Raw genomic sequence first — 19,301 nt, 5'->3', positions numbered from 1 at the left:
CCGCACAGAAAGCAGCACCCTCACTGCCATGCGCATCCTCGTCTGCAACGTCAACACCACCGAGTCCATGACCGGGGCCATCGCCGCGCAGGCCCGGGCCGTCGCCGCGCCCGGCACCGAGATCGTGGCGCTCACCCCCGCGTTCGGCGCCGAGTCCGTCGAGGGCAACTACGAGAGCTACCTCGCCGCCATCGCCGTCATGGAGACGGTGCGCGCCTACCCGGAGCCCTACGACGCCGTCATCCAGGCCGGATACGGCGAACACGGGCGCGAGGGACTCCAGGAACTCCTGGACGTGCCGGTCGTCGACATCACCGAGGCCGCCGCGTCCACCGCCCAGTACCTCGGCCACCGCTACTCCGTCGTCACCACCCTGGACCGGGCCGTGCCGCTCATCGAGGACCGGCTCAGGCTGGCCGGGCTCACCGACCGGTGCGCGTCCGTGCGGGCCAGCGGCATGGCCGTCCTCGACCTCGAACGCGACCCGGACGCCGCGGTGGAGGCCATCGTCGAGGAGGCGGCGCGCGCCGTGCGGGACGACCGGGCCGAGGTGATCTGCCTGGGCTGCGGCGGCATGGCCGAACTCACCGAGCGGATCACCGAGCGCACCGGCGTCCCGGTCGTCGACGGCGTCGCCGCCGCCGTGACCGTCGCCGAGTCGCTCGTCCGGCTCGGACTCACCACGTCCAAGGTGCGCACGTACGCGCCGCCGCGCCCCAAGAAGTTCCGCAACTGGCCGCTGCAAAAGGCAAGTTGACCGGACCGGCCGAGGTCAGGACGGCCGCGAGGCGTCCTTGGCCGCCGCCTGTAGCGCGGTGACGGCGTCGCCCGCCGCGCGCAGGGCGCCCTTCGTCACGGTGCCGGCGGACGGGGCGCCCTTGGACTCGAAGTCGCTGCCGTTGTAGGTGACGGTCACCAGGGCGTTGCCGACCCGGGCCGTGACCACGGCCTCACGGGTCTGCTGCTTGTCCTTGGTGGTGAGGTCCGTGGTCAGCCGCGCCTGGTCGCCGAGGTCCTGCGCCGTGCCTTCCGCGTCACCGCCGGAGACGAAGGCCTCCTTGGCGAGGGCGTCGCTCTCCTTCACCTCGAAGGAGACGTCGAGCCAGCGGTAGTCGTACTCCTTGAGCGCGCTCCAGGAGCAGCCGCGGCGCACCGACTCGTCGGTCGCCGCGAGTTCCTTGCCCGCCGCCTTCGCACCCGGCACCAGCGCGGTGACGGTCGCGCCCGTGACGGTGGCGCACGGGGCGGGCGGCTTCGCGAATGTCTTCGCGGCGACGCTCCTGCTCGGGTCGTGCGGCGCCGACGACCGCGGCGCCGCCGCCTTGTGCTCCGCGTCGCCGGAGTCGGACATCGGCCCGGTGGACCAGGCCCAGCCCGCGCAGGCGAGCACGGCGACCGGCAGCAGCCGGGCGGTCAGGGTGAGCGGCAGCGGGAGAGAACGCACGCAGTACGTCCCTTACGTAGCGGCGGGTGGGGGACGCCAGTTTCACACGAGTTCCTGTGCGGCGATACTGCCACTTCCGTCACCCCGGAATCACGGACCGGCATCGTCCCGGCGTACGGCCGTGACCAGCCACACCCCGGCGCGCGTCCGGACGCCGCGCGCGCTCGCATAGGGGCGCAGCGAGTCCTCCAGGGCGGCGCGCGTCGCGGCGGGCACCTGCCGGGCCCGGGTGCGCGCGAGGAGGAAGTCGACGGCGTCCGCGGGCGTCTCGCCCCAGCGGGTGTGCACGTCCAGCGGGCGGACGGCGATCCGGCCGAACGCGCGGTGCAGCGCGCCGTGGACGCGGTACGGCTCGGACAGGGACGCCATGGCGGCGCCGGCGGCGCGCGCGCCGGGGTCCGGCTCCGCGGGCACCGTGCCCCGCGCGCCCGCCGCGAGCTGCCGGGCGAACCGGGCGAGCACCACGCTCTCCTCCGTCCCCGCGTCCGGCCGGCGCGGGCAGACGAAGACGAGCCGGCCGCCCCGGCGCAGGGCGCGCGCCACGTTCGCGAAGGCCGCCGCCTGGTCCTCGAAGAACATCACCCCGCCGCGGCTGATGGCCACGTCGTAGCCGCCCGGCGCGAACGGATGCGTCTGCGCGTCCCCGACCTCGTAGGCCGCGCCCGGCACCCCCTCCTCGGCGGTGCGGGCGCGGGCCCGCTCGACCAGCGGCACCGAGATGTCCACGCCGAGGGCGTGCCCCGGCGCCGCGAGCCGGGCCGCCGTGCGGGTGGTGGCCCCGGCGCCGCAGCCGATGTCCAGGACCCGGTCACCGGGGGCGAGGGCGGCCGCCGCGAACAACGCCTCGTCGGCCCCGCCCAGCAGCGCGTCGAAGCGGCGGTGGTGGGCGGCCCAATGGCGGCCCAGCGGACCGTTCCAGGCCAGCTCCTGGCGGAGGTTGGCGGTGGTCATCGCGGCTCCCGCGGCACCGGCACGGGCAGCGCCGACTCGATCCGGTCGACGGCCGCGAACGCCCCGTACGCGATCAGCCGGACCAGACAGCGGTCGGTGAACGGCGGTACGCGCCACGCCGCGACGTCCGCGGCGGTGATCCGGTACGGCGCGAGCGCGGCGAGCAGGGCCAGCCGCGCCCCGGGCCGCTCGGCGCGGTCCGGCAGCCCGTCCGGGCCGGGCCCCGGATGCGAGCCGTCCCAGCGCGCGACGGTCTCCAGGACGAGGCCGAGGTCGGTGTCGTCCAGCAGGTCCGCGCCGGACGCCGCCGCGGCGCGCAGGGCGTCGTAGGCCGGACCCACCGACGTGCCGGCCGCCCACCGCGGGCCCGGGCCCGGGGAGTCGAGCAGGGTGAGCGAAGCGCCCGGGGCGTGCGCGGCGCGGACGACGCGGGAGACGCTGCGGCCCGCCAGGGAACGGACCGCCCGCAGCCGCTGGGCGCCCGCGGGCAGCAGGTTCTCGTCGCACAACGCCGAGACGATCCGGTTGACGAAGTGGAAGGCCAGCGCGGTGCCGAGGTGCGAGGCGAGGTCCGCGGCGGCGAACGGCGGTGGCGTCAGCTCCGGTGCGCCGGGCACGCGGGTGGCCCGCCCCCAGGCCAGCAGCCGGGCCGCCCGCTCGTCGCGGGGGGCCGCGGCCGCGGCCACCGCCTCGCCGAGCGCGTGGTCACCGGTCGCGTGCAGCAGCACGGCGTGCGCGTCGACACAGAACGGGCAGCGGTTCGCCTGGGAGACACCGGCCGCGACCAGCTCACGGTCGGTGCGCGAACCACTGCCCGCGATGAGCGACTCGCGCAGCAACGCCCAGGCCGGCGCGAGGAGTTCGGGCGCGGAGGTGAGGACGACGAGCGTCGGGGGACGGGCGATGCCGAAGTCGGAGGCGGTCTGCGCCCAGACCGTGGCGGCGGTGCCGGTGGCGGCCGCGGGCGACGGTGGTCGGGTGTAGCGGTACGGGCCGGACATGCGGGCTCCTTCGGGCCGGTGGCGCCGGGGCTGGTGGACCCGTCCAGCCTCGCCCGGTGCCCGTGCGGCGGGCGTCGTACGGCGGAGCCCACCTCGCTCTACTCCCGGGGGAGTAGCCGCGGGCCCGGAGCCGTCCTCACGGCGGACGCCGTTGTCAGTGGCGCCCTCTAGCCTTCGGGGCATGACGGGGGACGCGGACACGCGAGCGGGCGGGGGAGCGGCGGCCACCGGTGCCGGGGGCGCCGGGCCGGCGCCTTCCTGGCGCGCGTATCTCGGGGACGGGGTGCTCGCCGCCGTGGCCGGCGCCGTCGTGGTGCTCGCCGCGGCGCTCGGGGACGAGGGGCCCGGGCCGCTGGACCTCGCCCTGATGACGGCCTCGGCGGCCGCCCTGGCGGGCTACCGCAGGGCGCCCCGCACGGTGCTGCTCGCCACCGCGGCGCTCGCCACGGTCTACGTGGTGCACGCGCATCCCGGGCCCTGGGCGGCGTTCCCCGTGCTCGCCGCGGTGCACACGGCGGCCCGGGCCGGTCACCGGGGCCTGGCGGCGGCCACCGCCGGCGTCTTCCTCACCTCGTACGTCACCCGGGACGCGCTCACGACGGACGGCGCCGCGACCCGCGGCATGCTGCTCGCGGGCTGGTTCCTGTGCGCCGTCGTGACCGGGCTCGCCGACAAGAACTGGCAGGCGTACCTCCACCAGACCGAGCAGCGCGCGCTGGAGGCCGAGCGCACCAGAGAGGAAGCGGGACTGCGCCGCGCCGGTGAGGAACGGCTGCGTATCGCCCGCGAGTTGCACGACTCGCTCACCCACTCCATCTCGATCGTCAAGCTGCAGGCCGGGGTCGCCGTCCACCTCGCGCGCAAGCGCGGCGAGGAGATACCGCCCGCGCTGCTCGCGATCCAGGAGGCGAGCGGCGAGGCGATGCGCGAACTGCGGTCCACCCTTGAGGTGTTGCGCACGGACGAGCCCACGGGCAGCCCCGCGCTGCTGGTCGCGCGGGCCCGCGCGGCGGGCATCGCGGCCGACCTCACCGTGACCGGCGCCGAGCGCCCGCTGCCGGCCCCGCTGGACCGGGCGGCGTACCGGATCGTGCAGGAGGCCCTGACGAACGTGGCCCGGCACGCGGGCCGCGAGGCGCGGGCGGAGGTCCGGTTGGCCTACGGCGACGCCGCGTTGACGGTCCGGGTGACGGACACCGGCTCGGGGTCCTCGGCCCGGCCGGTCACCGAGGGCACGGGCCTGACCGGCATGCGGGAGCGGGTCGGCGCGCTCGGCGGCACGCTCACGGCGGGGCCGCGCGAGGCCGGAGGTTTCGAGGTGCACGCGGTGCTGCCGCTCACCGGGGTGCCGGACGCCGGTCCGTACCCGGGCCCGCCCGGCGGCGCGCCGGACGCGGTTCTGGCCGGGCGCCCGGCACGCCGGGGCACCGCCCCGTGATCCGCGTCGTGCTCGTCGACGATCAGGCGCTGATGCGCGCCGGCTTCCGGGCCCTGCTGGACGCGGAGGACGGCATCGAGGTGGTGGGGGAGGCCGCGGACGGGGACGCGGGCGTCGGCCTCGTCCGGGAGCGGGTCCCGGACGTGGTGCTGATGGACGTCCAGATGCCCGGCACCAGCGGCATCGAGGCGACCCGGCGCATCACCGCCGACCCCGCCCTGGCCCCCGTCCGCGTCGTCATGCTCACCAACTACGGCCTGGACGCCTACGTCTTCGAGGCGCTGCGCGCGGGCGCCTCCGGCTTCCTGCTCAAGGACAGCGAACCGGAGGACCTGCTCACCGGGATCGCGGTCGTCGCCCGCGGTGACGCGCTGCTGTCGCCCTCCGTCACGCGCCGCCTCATCGGCGCGTTCGTGGCCCGGCCCCCGGACCGCACGAGCGCGCCCGGCCTGGAGTGCCTCACCCCGCGCGAGCGCGAGGTCACCGCGATGGCCGCGCGCGGCCTGACCAACGAGGAGATCGCCGCGCACATGGTGATCAGCCCCTTCACGGCGAAGACCCACATCAGCCGCGCCATGACCAAGCTCGGCGCCCGTGACCGGGCCCAGCTCGTCGTGTTCGCCTACGAGTCGGGCCTGGTCGCGGCCCGCAACCACGCACGGGGCGCGTGAGGGTACGTGGGGACGGCGGCGGCCCGGCGTGCCGCGGGGTGCGCGGTGGCGGCGCTGCTCGTCACGGCATGCGCGGCGCAGGCCCCGGACACGGCGCCGCAGGCGGGCGCCTCCGGTCACCCGCCGGTCACCGTCGACCCGCGCCTGGGCCGCGGCACGCAGACACTGCGGCCCGATCCACCCCTTGATCCGGGCAGCACGGGCCGGCTCGGCACCACGGCCTGGCGCAGGCGCTGAGCGGGACCCTCTAGTATCCGCAGAAGTTGCTGGAGGGCGCGGACCCCGGGTCCGCCGTGGTGGTTGGGGGTCGGCGTGGTCGCTGGTCGTGTGGTGCGCTTCGACGGAGCGCGCGGATATGGATTCATCGCGCCGGACGACGGAGGTGAGGACGTCTTCCTGCACGTGAACGACCTCCTCATCCCCGAGTCGTACCTGCGCACCGGGCTGAAGGTGGCCTTCGAGATCGAGGAGGGCGACCGGGGCCCCAAGGCCTCGTCCGTGCAGCTCGCCGAGGGGGCCACCGTGCCCGCGCCCGGCCGGGTCGCGGCCGACGGCGACGACGTGATGTGCGATGTGCTGCGCGTCGACGAGTTCACGAACGAGGTCACCGAACTGCTGCTGCGCGCCGCTCCGTCGCTGACCGGCGACCAGATCCTCGCGGTCCGCCGCGAACTGGTGCAGAGCGGCCGCAAGCACGGCTGGGTGGACAGCTGATCCGTCCCGGCCGGGCGGGCGGTTGACCCGTTGCCCGGCCACGGCCGAAGATCGTTCACCGTAGGACCCCGGGGCCCGGGCCGAGTTCACCTGCTCGGTCCGGGCCCCGTGCGTTGCGCACGGGCGGGCGGGCCTGGCGCGATCTGCCCTGCCCGTCCCTCTACGCCGCCGCCGCGCCCGCGTCTCGTACGATGCCGCACTCCTGAACTGCCGCCCCCGCTAGGAGCTTCCTTGTTCACCACCCGGCCGACCCTTCAGGGCACCTTCGGCATGGTCTCCTCCACGCACTACCTCGCCTCCCAGTCCGCGATGGCGGTCCTGGAAGACGGCGGCAACGCCTACGACGCCGCCGTCGCCGCGGGCTTCGTGCTGCACGTCGTCGAGCCGCACCTGAACGGCCCCGCGGGCGAGGTGCCGATCATCCTGGCCCCGGCCGGCGGCGCGGTACGGGTGCTGTGCGGCCAGGGCGTCGCGCCCGCCGGAGCCACCGTCGCCCACTACAAGGCGCTCGGCCTCGACCTGGTACCCGGCACCGGCCCCCTCGCCGCCGCTGTGCCCGGAGCTTTCGACGCCTGGATGCTCCTCCTCAAGGACCACGGCTCCAAGTCCCTCGCCGACGTCCTGAAGTACGCCATCGGCTACGCGGAGGACGGGCACGCCCCCGTCGAGCGCGTGGGCGAGACCGTCGAGACCGTACGTGACCTCTTCGAGAACGAGTGGCCCTCCTCGGCCGAGATCTACCTGGCCGGCGGCGACGCCCCCGCCCCCGGCGAACTGCTGCGCAACCCCCGGCTCGCCGCCACCTGGAAGCGCGTCATAGCGGACGCCGAGGCGGCGGGCACCGACCGCGCCGCGCAGATCGAGGAGGCGCGGCGGGTCTGGCGCGAGGGCTTCATCGCCGACGCGCTCGTCCGCCAGGCCGCACGCCCCACCCTGGACACCAGCGGCGAGCGGCACCCCGGCACCCTCACCCACGCCGACCTCGCCTCCTGGGAAGCGACCTACGAGGCCCCGGCCACCTACGACTGGAACGGCTGGACCCTCTGCAAGGCGGGCGGCTGGAGCCAGGGCCCCGCCTTCCTCCAGCAGCTCGCCCTGCTCCCGCCGGAACTGCCCGCCTACGGGTCCGCCGACTACGTCCACCTGCTCATCGAGGGCTGCAAGCTCGCCATGGCCGACCGCGAGGCCTGGTACGGCGACGCCGCGGACGTCCCGGTGGCCGCCCTGCTGTCGGACGACTACAACGCGGCGCGCCGCGCCCTGATCGACCCGGCGCAGGCGTCGTACGCGCTTCGGCCGGGCAGCCCGCTCGGCGCCGGACCCCGGCTGAGCGCGCACGCCACCGCGGTCGCCGCCGGAGAGCCGGGCTTCGACGCCATGGGAGTGGCCGGCGCCGGTGAACCGACGGTCGCCAAGAGCCCCACCTCCCCGGTGCCCGGCGAGCCCGACGTCGGCGCCGACGGAGCGACCCGCGGCGACACCTGCCACCTCGACATCGTCGACCGCTGGGGCAACATGGTCGCCGCGACGCCCTCCGGCGGCTGGCTCCAGTCCAACCCGGTCGTGCCCGAGCTGGGCTTCCCGCTCGGTACGCGCCTCCAGATGGCCTGGCTGGAGGAGGGCCTGCCGAACTCGCTCACCCCGGGCCGCCGGCCCCGCACCACCCTGACCCCCTCGCTCGCCCTGAGGGACGGCGTCCCGGTGCTGGCCTTCGGCACGCCCGGCGGTGACCAGCAGGACCAGTGGCAGCTGCACTTCTTCCTCGCGGTGGCGCTGCGCCCGCCCGTCCGCGGCGGCCTCGACCTCCAGGGCGCCATCGACGCCCCGAACTGGCACAACGACTCCTTCCCCGGTTCCTTCTTCCCGCGCGGCATGCGGCCGGGCTCGGTCACCGTCGAGTCGCGGACGGACAAGGACATCGTCGACGAGCTGCGCCGCCGCGGACACGACGTGACCCTCGGCGACGCCTGGTCCGAGGGACGGCTGTGCGCCGTCGCCCGCGACCCGCGCACCGGCGTCCTGTCAGCGGCGGCGAACCCGCGCGGCATGCAGGGGTACGCGGTCGGCAGGTGACCGGCCGGATCCGGTTGTGGGTGGAATCACCGATTTCACGGTGATTCCACCCACAGTTCACCCGATCAGTACGCGGTGTCAGTGAGGCGTGTTCTCATGGAGACATGATCGAAACAGTCACAGAAAGCATCGATGACTTTCTGACCCGCCACGTCACCGCCCAGCTCCTGACGGACGTCGAGCGCACCGTCCGCGCCGCGGCCGCCGCCGAGATCACCCCGCGATTCCGGCAGCTCGCCGCCCACGAGATCCAGCAGAAGAGCGCTCCGCACGACCTCGTCACCGTCGCCGACCGGCGCGCCGAGGAGTACCTCACCCGCGAGCTGCCCGCCCTGCTGCCGGGCTCCGTCGTGGTCGGCGAGGAAGCGGTCGCCGCCGACCCGGCCACGTACGACGCGATCCGGGGCGCCGCCCCCGTCTGGATCGTCGACCCGGTCGACGGCACCCGCCAGTTCGTCCACGGCGACCCCGGCTTCTGCACCCTCGTCGCCCTCGCGCTCGACGGCGTCGTCCTCGCCTCCTGGACGTACGCGCCCGCGCTCGGCGAGTTCGCCGTCGCCGTGCGCGGCCGGGGCGCGCGGCTCGACGGCCGCGTCCTGCCCGCCGGCGCCCCCGTGCCCGGCCGTGACCTGCGCGTCGCCACCTCGCACCCCGACTTCACCACCGACGAGCAGAAGCGCACCCTGCTGGGCCTGCGCACGGACGGCGTCGCCCCGCGCCCGTGCGGCTCGGCGGGCCTGGAGTACCTGGCCGTCGCCCGCGGCGACCTCGACGCCGTCGCCTTCGGCTGGGAGCTGGCGTGGGACCACGCGGCCGGCCTGCTCCTGGTCGAGGAGACCGGCGGCGCCCACCTCACCCGTGACGGCGTCCCCTTCCGGCTCACCGGGGGGAACGCCCTGCCGTTCACGGCCGCGCGCGACGCCGCGACGGCCCGCCGGATCCAGGCCCTCCTGGCCGGCGGCGCCTGAGCGCACCCGGGCGCCGGTCGGGCGCACCCCCGCCCGGCGGCGCCGGCGGTCCGGCATATCCTGTGCGGGCAGTGGCCGTCGGCTGACGAAGGAGTCCGAAGGTGCCGTCGATGCTCGATGCCGTCGTGGTGGGTGCGGGGCCGAACGGACTGACCGCCGCGGTCGAACTGGCCAGGCGGGGCCTGTCCGTGGCCCTCTTCGAAGCCGAGTCCACCGTCGGCGGCGGCGCCCGCACCGAGGAGCTGACGCTGCCCGGTTTCCGCCACGACCCCTGCTCGGCGGCGCACCCGCTGGCCGTCAACTCCCCGGCGTTCCGGGCGATGCCGCTGGAGCGGTACGGACTGAGCTGGGCCCACCCCGACCTGCCCATGGCCCACCCCTTCCCCGACGGCACGGCCGCCGTCCTCGCCCGGTCGGTCGCCGAGACGGCCGCCTCCTTCGGGCCGCGCGACGCGGGCGCCTACCGCCGCCTGGTCGAGCCGCTCCTGCCCCGCTGGGACGCCCTCGTCCAGGACTTCATGTCCCTGCCGCTCAGCGCGCTGCCCCGGGACCCGCTCACCCTCGCCCGGTTCGGCGCGCGCGGACTGCCGCCCGCCACCTGGCTGATGCGCCGCTTCCGCGACGAGCGGGCCCCCGCCCTCTTCTCCGGTCTCGTCGCCCACACCATCGCCCCGCTCTCCGGCCTCGCGACCTCCGCCATCGGCCTCGTCTTCGCGCTCGCCGCCCACGCGCGCGGCTGGCCGCTGGCCCGGGGCGGCACCCAGTCCCTCTCCGACGCGCTCGCCGCCTACCTGTCGGATCTCGGCGGCGCGATCCACACCGACTACACGGTGAAGCGGCTCGACGACCTGCCGCCCGCCCGCGCCTACGTCTTCGACACCTCGCCCACCGCCCTCGCCCGGATCGCGGGCCTCGGCCGCTACTACGACCGGTTCCGGTACGGCGCCGCCGTCTTCAAACTCGACTACGCGCTCGACGGCCCGGTGCCCTGGACCGCGCCGGAGGCCCGGCGGGCCGGCACCGTGCAGATCGGCCCGTACCGCTCCGACATCGCGGCCGCGCTGCGCGCCGCGGCGGTCGACGGCCGGGCACCCGCGAGGCCGTTCCTCATCACCGTGCAACCGAGCGTCGTCGACGCCACCCGGGCGCCCGCGGGCAAGCACACGTTCTGGGCCTACGGCCACGTGCCGAACGGCTGGAGCGGGGACCTGACCGACGCCGTCGAACGCCAACTGGAACGCTTCGCCCCGGGGTTCAGGGACCTGGTCCTCGCCCGTGCCACCGCGGGCCCGCCCGAACTGGCCGCGCGCAACGCCAACTACGTCGGCGGCGACATCTCGTGCGGCTCGGTCGGCGGCCTGCAGCTGCTGCTGCGCCCCAAGCTCTCCCTCTCCCCGTACACCACGCCGCACCCGGCCGTCTTCCTCTGCTCGTCGGCGACCCCGCCCGGGCCCGGCGTCCACGGCATGGCCGGGCACAACGCGGCGAAGGCCGTCTGGCGCCGGCTGCGGGCCGCCGCGTGAACCCCCGGCTGGTCCTGGTCCAGGGCGACATCACCCGGCAGGACGTGGACGCGGTGGTGAACGCGGCGAACTCCTCGCTGCTCGGCGGCGGCGGTGTCGACGGCGCCATCCACCGCGCGGGCGGCCCCGAGATCCTCGCCGCCTGCCGCGCGCTCCGCGCCTCCCACTACGGCAAGGGACTGCCCACCGGCCAGGCGGTCGCCACCACCGCGGGCCGCCTCCCGGCCCGCCACGTCATCCACACCGTCGGCCCCCGCTGGTCCGCCACCGAGGACCGCTCCGAGCTGCTCGCCTCCTGCTACCGCCGGTCCCTGAAGGCCGCCGCCGACCTGGGCGCCCGCACGGTGGCGTTCCCCGCGATCTCCACGGGCATCTACGGCTGGCCGCTGGACGACGGTGCGCGCATCGCCGTCACGACGGTCCGCACCGCGCCCGCGCCCGGCATCGAGGAGGTGCGGTTCGTCGTCTTCGACGAGCGGGCCCACGAGGTGTTCGCACGGGCGCTGGAGTAACGGCAACCCGCTGTCCCGCCCGGCCACTTGGCGATAGCGTTCCCGTCCGGGACAGACGCCGCCGACCGGGCGGCACGGGGAAACGGAGCAACTGGTGGAGCAGGAACCCTGGGTGGGGCTCTCCGACGCGGTGCGCGGCATCCGGGAGGAGCTCGACGCGGCGCTCGACGACGGCACGGACGAGCGCATCCTCTTCGAACTCGGCCCGATCGAGATGGAGTTCGGCGTCGACGTGCGCAAGAGCCGGTCGGCCTCGGCCGGCGTGAAGGTCTACGTGCTCAACGCCTCCGCGGGCGGCGACCAGGCCACGGCCGCGACCAGCCGCATCAAGGTGACCCTCAACCCCGTCACCCAGGACGGCAAGGCCGCCCGTATCGCCTCGAAGGGCGGCAGCACACCGCCGCCCCCACCGGCCCCCTGACCACGGAGCGGAGCGGACGGCGTCCGGGGGAGAGGCGGGACTCGGTGCGGCACGACGCGTGGCAGCGGGTGATGACGGTGTGGTGCGGGGGCTACGGGTCCGGTTATCTGGTCGCCCCCGACCTCGTCCTGACGGCCTGTCATGTCGTCGCGGACGCGGTCCGCGCCGGAGCCCGGGTGCAGGTACAGCCGCTCGACAGCGACGGAGGCGACCCGTGGCTGCGGTGCGAGGTCGTCTGGAGCCGCGACGACGGGCCGGTCGACGCGGCCCTGCTGCGGATCGTCGCCGCGGACCGCCGGTCCGTCGTCCCCGGACCGCAGCGCTGGGGCCGCCTGACCGGGACGGCCCCCGGCATCCCCTGGCAGGCCGTCGGCTTCCCGGACGCGGCCCCCGACGCCGGCGCCCTGCGCGAGTCCGAGCACCTCTGCGGCACGCTGAACCCCGGCACCGGGCGCCGCGGACGCAGATACCTCGCCCTCGTCGACGGGACGGCCCCCGCCGACCTGGGCGACTCCCCGTGGTCCGGCACCTCGGGCGCCGCGCTGTTCTGCGGCGACCTGCTGACCGGCGTCATCGTCGTCGACCCGCGGCACTGGCGGCACGGCAGGGTCGAGGCCGTCCCCATCGAACTCCTGGTCGCCGACCCCGCGTTCCGCCACCTGGTCGAGACGGCTTCCGGGGCGCCGGTGACCCTGGAGTCCGTGGAACTGGCACCGCTGCTCGCCCCGCACGCCCCGCACCGCCCCGCCACCCCGATGGGACTGCTCCGCGCCGACGCCGAGACCGTGCCGTTCCACGGGCGGGCGGAGTTGCTCACCACCGCCGAGCAGTGGTGCGCGCAGGAGGCGGGCGAGCTGTCCGTGCTGCTGCTGACCGGGCCCGGCGGCCAGGGCAAGACGCGCTTCGCGCGGGAACTGACCCGGCGCAAGCGCGCGGACGGCTGGATCGCCGGTCTGCTCGCGGAGGGCAAGCCCGCCGAGCGGACCGTACGGGACCTGACGCAGGCGCAGGCCCCCGTCCTGCTGGCCGTCGACTACGCCGAGGGACGCGCCGAAGCGCTCGACGTGCTCCTCGGCGCGTTCGCCGCGCGCGGCCCGGGCGGACCCGTCCGCCTGCTCCTGCTGGCGCGCGGCTCCGGCGAGTGGTGGCAGCGGCTGCGCACACGGCATCCGGTGCTGCGCGAGGCGGCCCGTCCCGAACACGCCCTGCCCGTCCTGGACGCCGGCGCTCCCGGTGCGCACGGGGCCGGCGCCCCGCACCGGGCCGTGGCCGACGCCTTCGCGGCCGCGCTGTCCCGGCTCGGCCAGTACCAGGACACCGACTGGACCTCGCTCGCCGCGGCGCTGCCCGCGCCCGGGCCCCGCGCGGGCAGCGCTCACACCGCGCTGGAGCGGCAGATGGACGTCCTGGCGGCCCTGTTGCAGAGCGGACCCGAACCCGTGGCCGCCCGGGCGGGCGGCACAGCCGATCCGGAAGACGTGCTGCTCGACCACGAGTGGCGTTACGGCGACCGCGCCGCGCGCGACCGGGGCCTGGCCCCGGCCGGCCGGGCGTTGCGCCGCTCCGTCACGGTGGCCTGCCTGGTCCGCCCGGCCACCGAGGCCGACGCGCTCACCGCGCTCGCCGCGATGCCGGGCCTGCGCGACCAGCCCGAGGCACAGCTCCTCGACATGGCGGGCTGGCTCGCCGACCTCTACCCGCCCGTCGACACGGCCGCGCTGTGGGACTCGCCGCGCCCGGACCGGCTCGCCGAACGCCACCTCGCCGAGACCGTCCGCACCACCCCGGACCTCCTCGACGCCTTCCTGCCCGCCCTGCCCGGCCACCTCTCCTACCAGGCCCTCACCGCCCTCGGCCGGGGCTGGCAGCAGCAACCGGAGCTCGGCGAGGCCGTCACCCGGCTGATCGTGGCGCACGGCCCCCGGCTCGGCCCCGCCGCGGTGGCCGCCGTGGCCGAACTGACGGACCCCGCACCCGTCGTCCGCGCCGTCGAGCTGCTCCTGAAGCCCCGCCGGCTCCGCCAGGACATGCTCGTCGGCATGCTGAAGGCCATGCCGGGGCAGAGCGACGCCCTCGCGCGTCATGCCATGTACATGGCCTCCGTGCTGATGCGAGGGCTGATGAAGGACGCGCCGGACAAGGGCGACGAGCGACGGGCCCCGTGGCTGGCCGACCTCGTCGTGGCGCTGGAAGAACTCACCTGGCGGGTCGGCCAGGGCGGGCACGGCCGGGACACCGACGCGATATTCGAGCTGTTCCACGGCGCCGCCGCCACTCTCGTCCGCGAGCAGGGGGAGGAGCACCTGCCGGGCCTGGTGACCGCGCTCCACCTGCGCGCCATGCACCTGGGCGACACGGGCCGCCCGCAGGAGGCGCTGCCGCTGGTCGACGAGGCGGTGGACCGGGGCCGGAGCGCCGCCGACGTTCCCGAGGTCCGCAGCCGGCTGCTGGGCGCGCTCAACACCCGGGCCATGGTGTTCAGCCGGCTCGACCGGCACGACGAGGCGGTCGCGTCGCTCGAAGAAGTGGGCGAGCGCCTCAGGGAGGCGCGGCCGCTGGAGTGCACGACCGACACATACGGGTGGCGGGGCAACCTCGCACGCGAACTGGAGCTGGCCGGACGGCCCCAGGAAGCGGCCGCCGTCTTCGAGGAAATCCTGCCGGACGTGCGGCGCAGAGCGCAGGCAGTGCCGGACAGCGGCCGTGCCGAACTCGGTGCCATCCTGACCCAGGCCGCCTGGGTCAGGATGCGCGGTGGACAGACCGCGGCCGCCGCGCCACTGATCGAGGAAGGGCTCGGCCTGCTGCGCCCCCTCGCGCGGCGGCAGCCAGGACCCTACGCCCACCACCTGGTCGGGCTTCTCCAGTTGGCCGGGGTCCGCGCCGGGGCCGACGGTGACACCGACGCAGCCGTCGACGCGCTCGCCGAGGCGGAACAGTGGTGCCGCGCCCGGGTGCGCCACGACGCGTCGTTCCGCCCGGTTCTCGCCGAGGTGCTCGACAAACTCCGCGGATTGCGGCAGCTGCGCGGCGAACACCGCCTGGCCCTCCGCGCGGCCAACGGGGTGGTGCAGGTGCTCGGCGACATGCCCGCGGCGGCGGACGGGACGCCGACTCCCGGACTGCTCGGCGCCCTCCTCGTACTGGAGCGGGCGTTCGCCGACTTCGGCGCCCCTGGCCGGGCCGTCGCCACGCTCGACCGCGCCCTGCGGCTGTACGCGTCAGGAGCACACTCGGCGGCGGACCCGGGCCTGGACCGGTCCGTCCTGCTGAATCGGCGCGGTAATCGGCGCGCCGCCGCCGGCGACCGCGAGGCCGGCCTCGCCGACCTCGCCGAGGCCGTCCGGCTGCGGCGCGAGGGCCCGGACCGGACCCCGGACGGATGGCTGCGGCTCGCGGCGAGCCTGTCCGACCTCGCCTGCCTGTACCTACCCGACCGCGCGGCGCAGGGGCTGGCACCGGCCGAGGAAGCGGTACGCATCCTGTGCGCGGAAGCGGCCCGGGGCAAGGACACCGCGGCCCGCCTCGGTGACGTCCGCATCAACCTCGCCGGCCTGCTCGTGGCGGCCGGTCACCCTTCGCGGGCCGTGGAGACGCTCGACGCCTGCCTGCACGCCGGACAACCGCCGGACCCGCGACGGGCCGCGCTGCTATGGGCCCTCAAGGCCGATGTGCTGCGTGATCTGAACCGCCCGGCACGGATGCTCGCGGCGGCCGAGAGGTCGGTGAGCCTGTACGCGTCGCAGGCGGCAGCAGCCGGAGCGTGCGGTGCCACCGCCGTCGAACGCCGGGGCCCCATGCTCGCCTGCGTCTGTCTCGGCGAAGCGCTTCTGTCGGTCGCGCGGGAGACCGACGAGGTGGACGAGGAGCGGCTGCGGGACGCGGTCGCCGTCCTGACGGACACCCTGGACCGCGCCCGCGAGGAGGGCGCGCTCGACCTGGCCGTGCGCGCGCTGACCGCGCTGAACACGCTCGACGGGACTCCTGCGGGCCCCGCCGAGCCGGCCGCGCCCGGCCCACCATGATGTCGGATTTCCGCCAGCCGAGCCGCTCACCATGGCCGATCCTTGAACCATGCCCACCGCCGAGCACGCACCCGGCACCGCCGCCATGCACACCGACACCGAACGGTGCGTGCGCGCGGTGCAGGCCAAGGACACCCGGTTCGACGGGGTGTTCTTCACCGCCGTCCTGACCACCCGCATCTACTGCCGGCCCGGCTGCCCCGTCGTGCCGCCCAAACCGCGCAACATGGTCTTCTACCCGAGCGCCGCCGCCTGCCAGCAGGCCGGGTACCGGGCCTGCAAGCGGTGCCGGCCCGACACCAGCCCCGGCTCGCCGGAGTGGAACCAGCGCGCCGACCTGACCGCCCGCGCCATGCGGCTCATCGCCGACGGCACCGTGGACCGCGAAGGCGTCCTGGGCCTCGCCCGCCGGCTCGGCTACAGCGCGCGCCAGATCGAGCGGCAGCTGTGCGCCGAACTCGGCGCCGGGCCGCTCGCCCTCGCCCGGGCCCAGCGCGCGGGGACCGCCCGGCTGCTCATCGAGACCACCGGGCTGCCGATGGCGGACATCGCGTTCGCCGCCGGGTTCGCCTCGATCCGCACCTTCAACGACACCGTCCGCGAGGTCTTCGCGCTCTCCCCGAGCGAACTGCGCACCCGCGCCCCCCAGGGCCCGCCGAGCGCCCCCGGCGCACTCACGCTCCGGCTGCCGTTCCGCGCGCCCCTCAACCCCGACAACCTCTTCGGCCATCTCGCGGCGACCGCCGTCCCCGGGGTCGAGGAGTGGCGCGCGGGCGCCTACCGGCGCACGCTGCGGCTCCCGTACGGGCACGGCGTCGTGACCCTGACACCTGGCGTCACGCACATCGGCTGCCGGCTCGTCCTCAGCGACCGGCGCGATCTGACCGTCGCCATCAGCCGCTGCCGCCGCCTGCTCGACCTCGATGCCGACCCGGTCGCCGTGGACGAGCGGCTGCGCACCGACCCGCTGCTCGCGCCCCTCGTCGACAAGGCGCCGGGCCGCCGGGTGCCGCGCACCGTCGACGAGGCCGAGTTCGCGGTGCGGGCCGTGCTCGGCCAGCAGGTCTCCACCGCGGCCGCCCGCACCCACGCCGCCCGCCTCGTCCAGGCCCACGGCGAACCCGTCGACGACCCCGAGGGCGGCCTCACCCACCTCTTCCCGGCGCCGGCCGCGCTCGCCTCCCTGGACCCCGAGACACTCGCCTTGCCGCGCAGTCGCCGGACCACCCTCCTCACCCTCGTACGTCAACTCGCCGACGGCGCACTGACTCTGGGCCCCGAGTCCGACTGGGACGAGACCCGCGCCCGTCTCGCCGCCCTGCCCGGGTTCGGGCCCTGGACCATCGAGGCCATCGCCATGCGCGCGCTCGGCGACCCGGACGCCTTCCTGCCCACCGACCTCGGAATGCGGCGCGCCGCACGGGAGTTGGGCCTGCCGCACACCCCGGCCGCCCTCACCGCACGCGCGGCGGCCTGGCGGCCCTGGCGGGCGTACGCCGTCCAGTACCTGTGGGCCACCGACAGCCATCCCATCAACTTCCTGCCCGCGTGAGGACGTAAGGCCATGGAACACAAGCAGCACACGCACCTCGACAGCCCCTACGGGCCGCTCACCCTGGTCGCCGCCGACGGCGCCCTGTGCGGTCTTTACATGACCGAGCAGCGTCACCGCCCCGCCGAGGAGACCTTCGGCGAGCGCGACGAGCGCCCCTTCGGCGCCGCCATCGACCAGCTGAATGCCTATTTCCAGGGTGAGTTGACGACGTTCGACCTGCCGCTGCACCTGCGCGGCACGCCCTTCCAGCGTCGCGTCTGGGAGCAGCTGCGGCTGATCCCGTACGGCGAGACCCGTACCTACGGCGATCTCGCGGCGGCCCTCGGCAATCCGGCGGCCTCGCGGGCCGTGGGGCTCGCCAACGGCAAGAACCCGGTGGGCGTCATCGTCCCCTGCCACCGGGTGATCGGTGCGAGCGGCGGACTCACCGGCTACGGCGGCGGACTGGAACGCAAACGGCGCCTGCTCGACTTCGAACGCGGCACGGCCCTCTTCTAGGGCCGGCCGGTCGGCGGGCAGGCGCCGGTCGGGGCGCGTACCGGGGCTTACGTGCTCGCCTCCGCGTCCACCGGCTTCGGGATGAGCAGTGAGGCGCAGAGGGCCGCCACGATCAGCACCAGGCCGGCCACCACGCCGGCGCTGTAGCCGCCGACGGACGTTCCGCCGGCGGGGGCGACCGCGTCCATCACCGCGTACAGGACGACGAAGCTCAGGCCCGCGCCCAGGTTGAAGCAGCCGGCGTTCAGGCCTGGCAGGAAGCCCGGGTTCTCCTTGGGGGAGAGCAGGATGCCGAGGCCGTTGAGCATGATGTTGACCGTGCCCGCGTAGGTCGCGCCGAGCAGGAGGGAGCACGCGAGCAGCAGGCCCGGGGAGTCGGTCCGCAAGGTCAGCAGGGCGAGCACCGTGGCCACCGCCGTGGCGACCAGGCCGGTGCGCAGGACGCGGCCGTACCCGAAGCTCGCCGCGAGCCGGCCCGCGAGCGGTCCCATGGCGAGACCCGCGAGCGCGTACGGCGTCAGCGTCCACCAGGTCGCGCCCTCGGCGCCGAGGCCGAGGCCGGCCGCGGTGTCCTGGGTGAAGCCGGGCAGCAGGCCGTTCATGACGGCGAAGACGCCGGTCATGGTGAGCATCGTCGACAGCAGGAGCGACCAGGTGGCGCGCCGCTTCAGCAGGTGCGTGGTGACGAGCGGGTGCCTGGAGCGCGTCTCCGTGCGCCAGAACGCCCAGAAGGCGAGCGCCGCGACGACCAGCAGACCGACGGCGAGCGGCCAGTTCGCGTCGCCGAGCTTGCCCGCCTCGTTGAAGGCGATCAGCAGCGCGCCGACGGAGACCACCAGGAACGCGACGCCCGGCCAGTCCATCGGGGGCCGCTCGTCCGCGCGCGAGTCGGGCGCCAGGAAGCGCACGAGCAGGGCGGCGAGGGCCGCGAAGCCGGTCATGACCCAGAAGATCGAGGCGTAGCCGTGGTGTTCGGCCAGCGAGCCGCCGGCGAACGAGTCGACGCCCGCGATCCCGCCGTTGACCGCGGTGACCAGGCCCAGCAGGGTCCCGTACCGCTTCGGGTCGGGCACCTCGACGCGCAGCATGATCAGCGCGAGCGGGATGGTGGGGCCCGAGGCGCCCTGGATGACGCGGCCCACGGCGAGCGTGCCGACGGAGCCGGCCAGGGCGGAGATCACACAGCCGACGGCCATCAGGACCATCATCGCGGTGAGCACCTTGCGCCGGCCGATCAGGTCGCCGAGGCGCGGCAGGAACAGCGAGAAGAGCGCGGCGGCCGTGAAGAAGGCCGTCTGGGTGGCGCCGATGGCCGAGGCCGAGGTGTGCAGCTCGTCCGCCATCGTGGTCAGGGCGGGGCTGAGCATCGAGGCGTTGAGCTGGAAGGCGAAGCTGGCCGCGAGCAGCGCCGCCATCAGGGCGCCGACCCGGACCGGGCGGCCCGCGCGCGGGCCGCCCGCCGGGGCGGGGGGGGAGGCGGCGACGTTCATGCTGCGGGCGATCCGAT

17 protein-coding genes are annotated in these 19,301 nt (G+C 75.6%); 13 read left to right on the top strand and 4 right to left on the bottom strand.

Annotated features, from left to right (window positions below):
* Positions 1 to 28: 28 nt before the first annotated feature.
* Positions 29 to 757 carry an aspartate/glutamate racemase family protein gene (locus ABZY33_RS22945; RefSeq protein WP_356493495.1) on the top strand — a complete coding sequence of 243 codons (729 nt, stop codon included), beginning with the start codon at positions 29 to 31 and terminating at the stop codon, positions 755 to 757.
* Positions 758 to 772: 15 nt separating this feature from the next.
* Here ABZY33_RS22945 and ABZY33_RS22940 read toward each other — a convergent pair whose 3' ends face one another.
* From ABZY33_RS22940 to ABZY33_RS22930, 3 genes are all read right to left on the bottom strand, one after another.
* The gene (locus ABZY33_RS22940; protein ID WP_356493494.1) at positions 773 to 1,444 is read right to left on the bottom strand and encodes a hypothetical protein; all 672 of its coding nucleotides are present in this window, start codon (positions 1,442 to 1,444) and stop codon (positions 773 to 775) included.
* A 90-nt stretch (positions 1,445 to 1,534) separates the two neighbouring features.
* Complete coding sequence (locus ABZY33_RS22935) at positions 1,535 to 2,395, bottom strand: class I SAM-dependent methyltransferase (protein ID WP_356493493.1); 861 nt, start codon at positions 2,393 to 2,395, stop codon at positions 1,535 to 1,537.
* Positions 2,392 to 3,396, bottom strand: coding sequence for a carboxymuconolactone decarboxylase family protein (locus ABZY33_RS22930; RefSeq protein ID WP_356493492.1), 1,005 nt, complete (start codon positions 3,394 to 3,396; stop codon positions 2,392 to 2,394). Before ABZY33_RS22930 ends, ABZY33_RS22935 begins: the two co-directional genes overlap by 4 nt.
* 181 nt (positions 3,397 to 3,577) lie before the next feature.
* Between ABZY33_RS22930 and ABZY33_RS22925 the strand changes: the two genes are divergently transcribed.
* From ABZY33_RS22925 to ABZY33_RS22870, 12 genes are all read left to right on the top strand, one after another.
* Positions 3,578 to 4,834: a histidine kinase gene (locus ABZY33_RS22925; protein WP_356493491.1), complete on the top strand. Its 1,257-nt coding sequence runs from the start codon at positions 3,578 to 3,580 to the stop codon at positions 4,832 to 4,834.
* Positions 4,831 to 5,505: a response regulator transcription factor gene (locus ABZY33_RS22920; RefSeq protein ID WP_356493490.1), complete on the top strand. Its 675-nt coding sequence runs from the start codon at positions 4,831 to 4,833 to the stop codon at positions 5,503 to 5,505. Before ABZY33_RS22925 ends, ABZY33_RS22920 begins: the two co-directional genes overlap by 4 nt.
* Positions 5,506 to 5,511: 6 nt before the next feature.
* On the top strand, positions 5,512 to 5,742 hold the full coding sequence (locus tag ABZY33_RS22915) for a hypothetical protein (RefSeq protein ID WP_356493489.1): 231 nt from the start codon (positions 5,512 to 5,514) through the stop codon (positions 5,740 to 5,742).
* A 75-nt stretch (positions 5,743 to 5,817) separates the two neighbouring features.
* On the top strand, positions 5,818 to 6,219 hold the full coding sequence (locus ABZY33_RS22910; protein WP_356493488.1) for a cold shock domain-containing protein: 402 nt from the start codon (positions 5,818 to 5,820) through the stop codon (positions 6,217 to 6,219).
* Positions 6,220 to 6,450: 231 nt separating this feature from the next.
* The gene (locus ABZY33_RS22905; RefSeq protein WP_356493487.1) at positions 6,451 to 8,292 is read left to right on the top strand and encodes a gamma-glutamyltransferase; all 1,842 of its coding nucleotides are present in this window, start codon (positions 6,451 to 6,453) and stop codon (positions 8,290 to 8,292) included.
* Positions 8,293 to 8,396: 104 nt separating this feature from the next.
* Positions 8,397 to 9,260 (top strand): inositol monophosphatase family protein, encoded by an 864-nt coding sequence (locus tag ABZY33_RS22900; protein WP_356493486.1) that lies wholly within the window; start codon positions 8,397 to 8,399, stop codon positions 9,258 to 9,260.
* Between the two features lie 110 nt (positions 9,261 to 9,370).
* A complete protein-coding gene (locus ABZY33_RS22895) occupies positions 9,371 to 10,783 on the top strand; it encodes an NAD(P)/FAD-dependent oxidoreductase (RefSeq protein WP_356493485.1) in 1,413 nt (470 codons plus the stop codon).
* On the top strand, positions 10,780 to 11,295 hold the full coding sequence (locus ABZY33_RS22890) for an O-acetyl-ADP-ribose deacetylase (RefSeq protein WP_356493484.1): 516 nt from the start codon (positions 10,780 to 10,782) through the stop codon (positions 11,293 to 11,295). The genes ABZY33_RS22895 and ABZY33_RS22890 overlap by 4 nt, the downstream gene beginning before the upstream one ends.
* A gap of 94 nt (positions 11,296 to 11,389) precedes the next feature.
* The gene (locus ABZY33_RS22885; protein ID WP_356493483.1) at positions 11,390 to 11,716 is read left to right on the top strand and encodes a trypco2 family protein; all 327 of its coding nucleotides are present in this window, start codon (positions 11,390 to 11,392) and stop codon (positions 11,714 to 11,716) included.
* A 44-nt stretch (positions 11,717 to 11,760) separates the two neighbouring features.
* Positions 11,761 to 15,741, top strand: a complete 3,981-nt coding sequence (locus ABZY33_RS22880) for a serine protease (RefSeq protein ID WP_356493482.1) — start codon at positions 11,761 to 11,763, stop codon at positions 15,739 to 15,741.
* 85 nt (positions 15,742 to 15,826) lie between these two features.
* Positions 15,827 to 17,293, top strand: coding sequence for an AlkA N-terminal domain-containing protein (locus tag ABZY33_RS22875; protein WP_356493533.1), 1,467 nt, complete (start codon positions 15,827 to 15,829; stop codon positions 17,291 to 17,293).
* A 12-nt stretch (positions 17,294 to 17,305) separates the two neighbouring features.
* Complete coding sequence (locus tag ABZY33_RS22870) at positions 17,306 to 17,794, top strand: methylated-DNA--[protein]-cysteine S-methyltransferase (protein WP_356493481.1); 489 nt, start codon at positions 17,306 to 17,308, stop codon at positions 17,792 to 17,794.
* A gap of 47 nt (positions 17,795 to 17,841) precedes the next feature.
* Here ABZY33_RS22870 and ABZY33_RS22865 read toward each other — a convergent pair whose 3' ends face one another.
* Positions 17,842 to 19,284, bottom strand: a complete 1,443-nt coding sequence (locus tag ABZY33_RS22865) for an MFS transporter (protein ID WP_356493532.1) — start codon at positions 19,282 to 19,284, stop codon at positions 17,842 to 17,844.
* Between the last annotated feature and the right edge of the window lie 17 nt (positions 19,285 to 19,301).

It is taken from the genome of Streptomyces sp. NPDC006552 (assembly GCF_040611655.1).
Lineage (GTDB): Bacteria > Actinomycetota > Actinomycetes > Streptomycetales > Streptomycetaceae > Streptomyces.
Note: the sequence above shows the minus strand (reverse complement) of the source record. Positions and strands in the feature narration are given on the sequence as shown.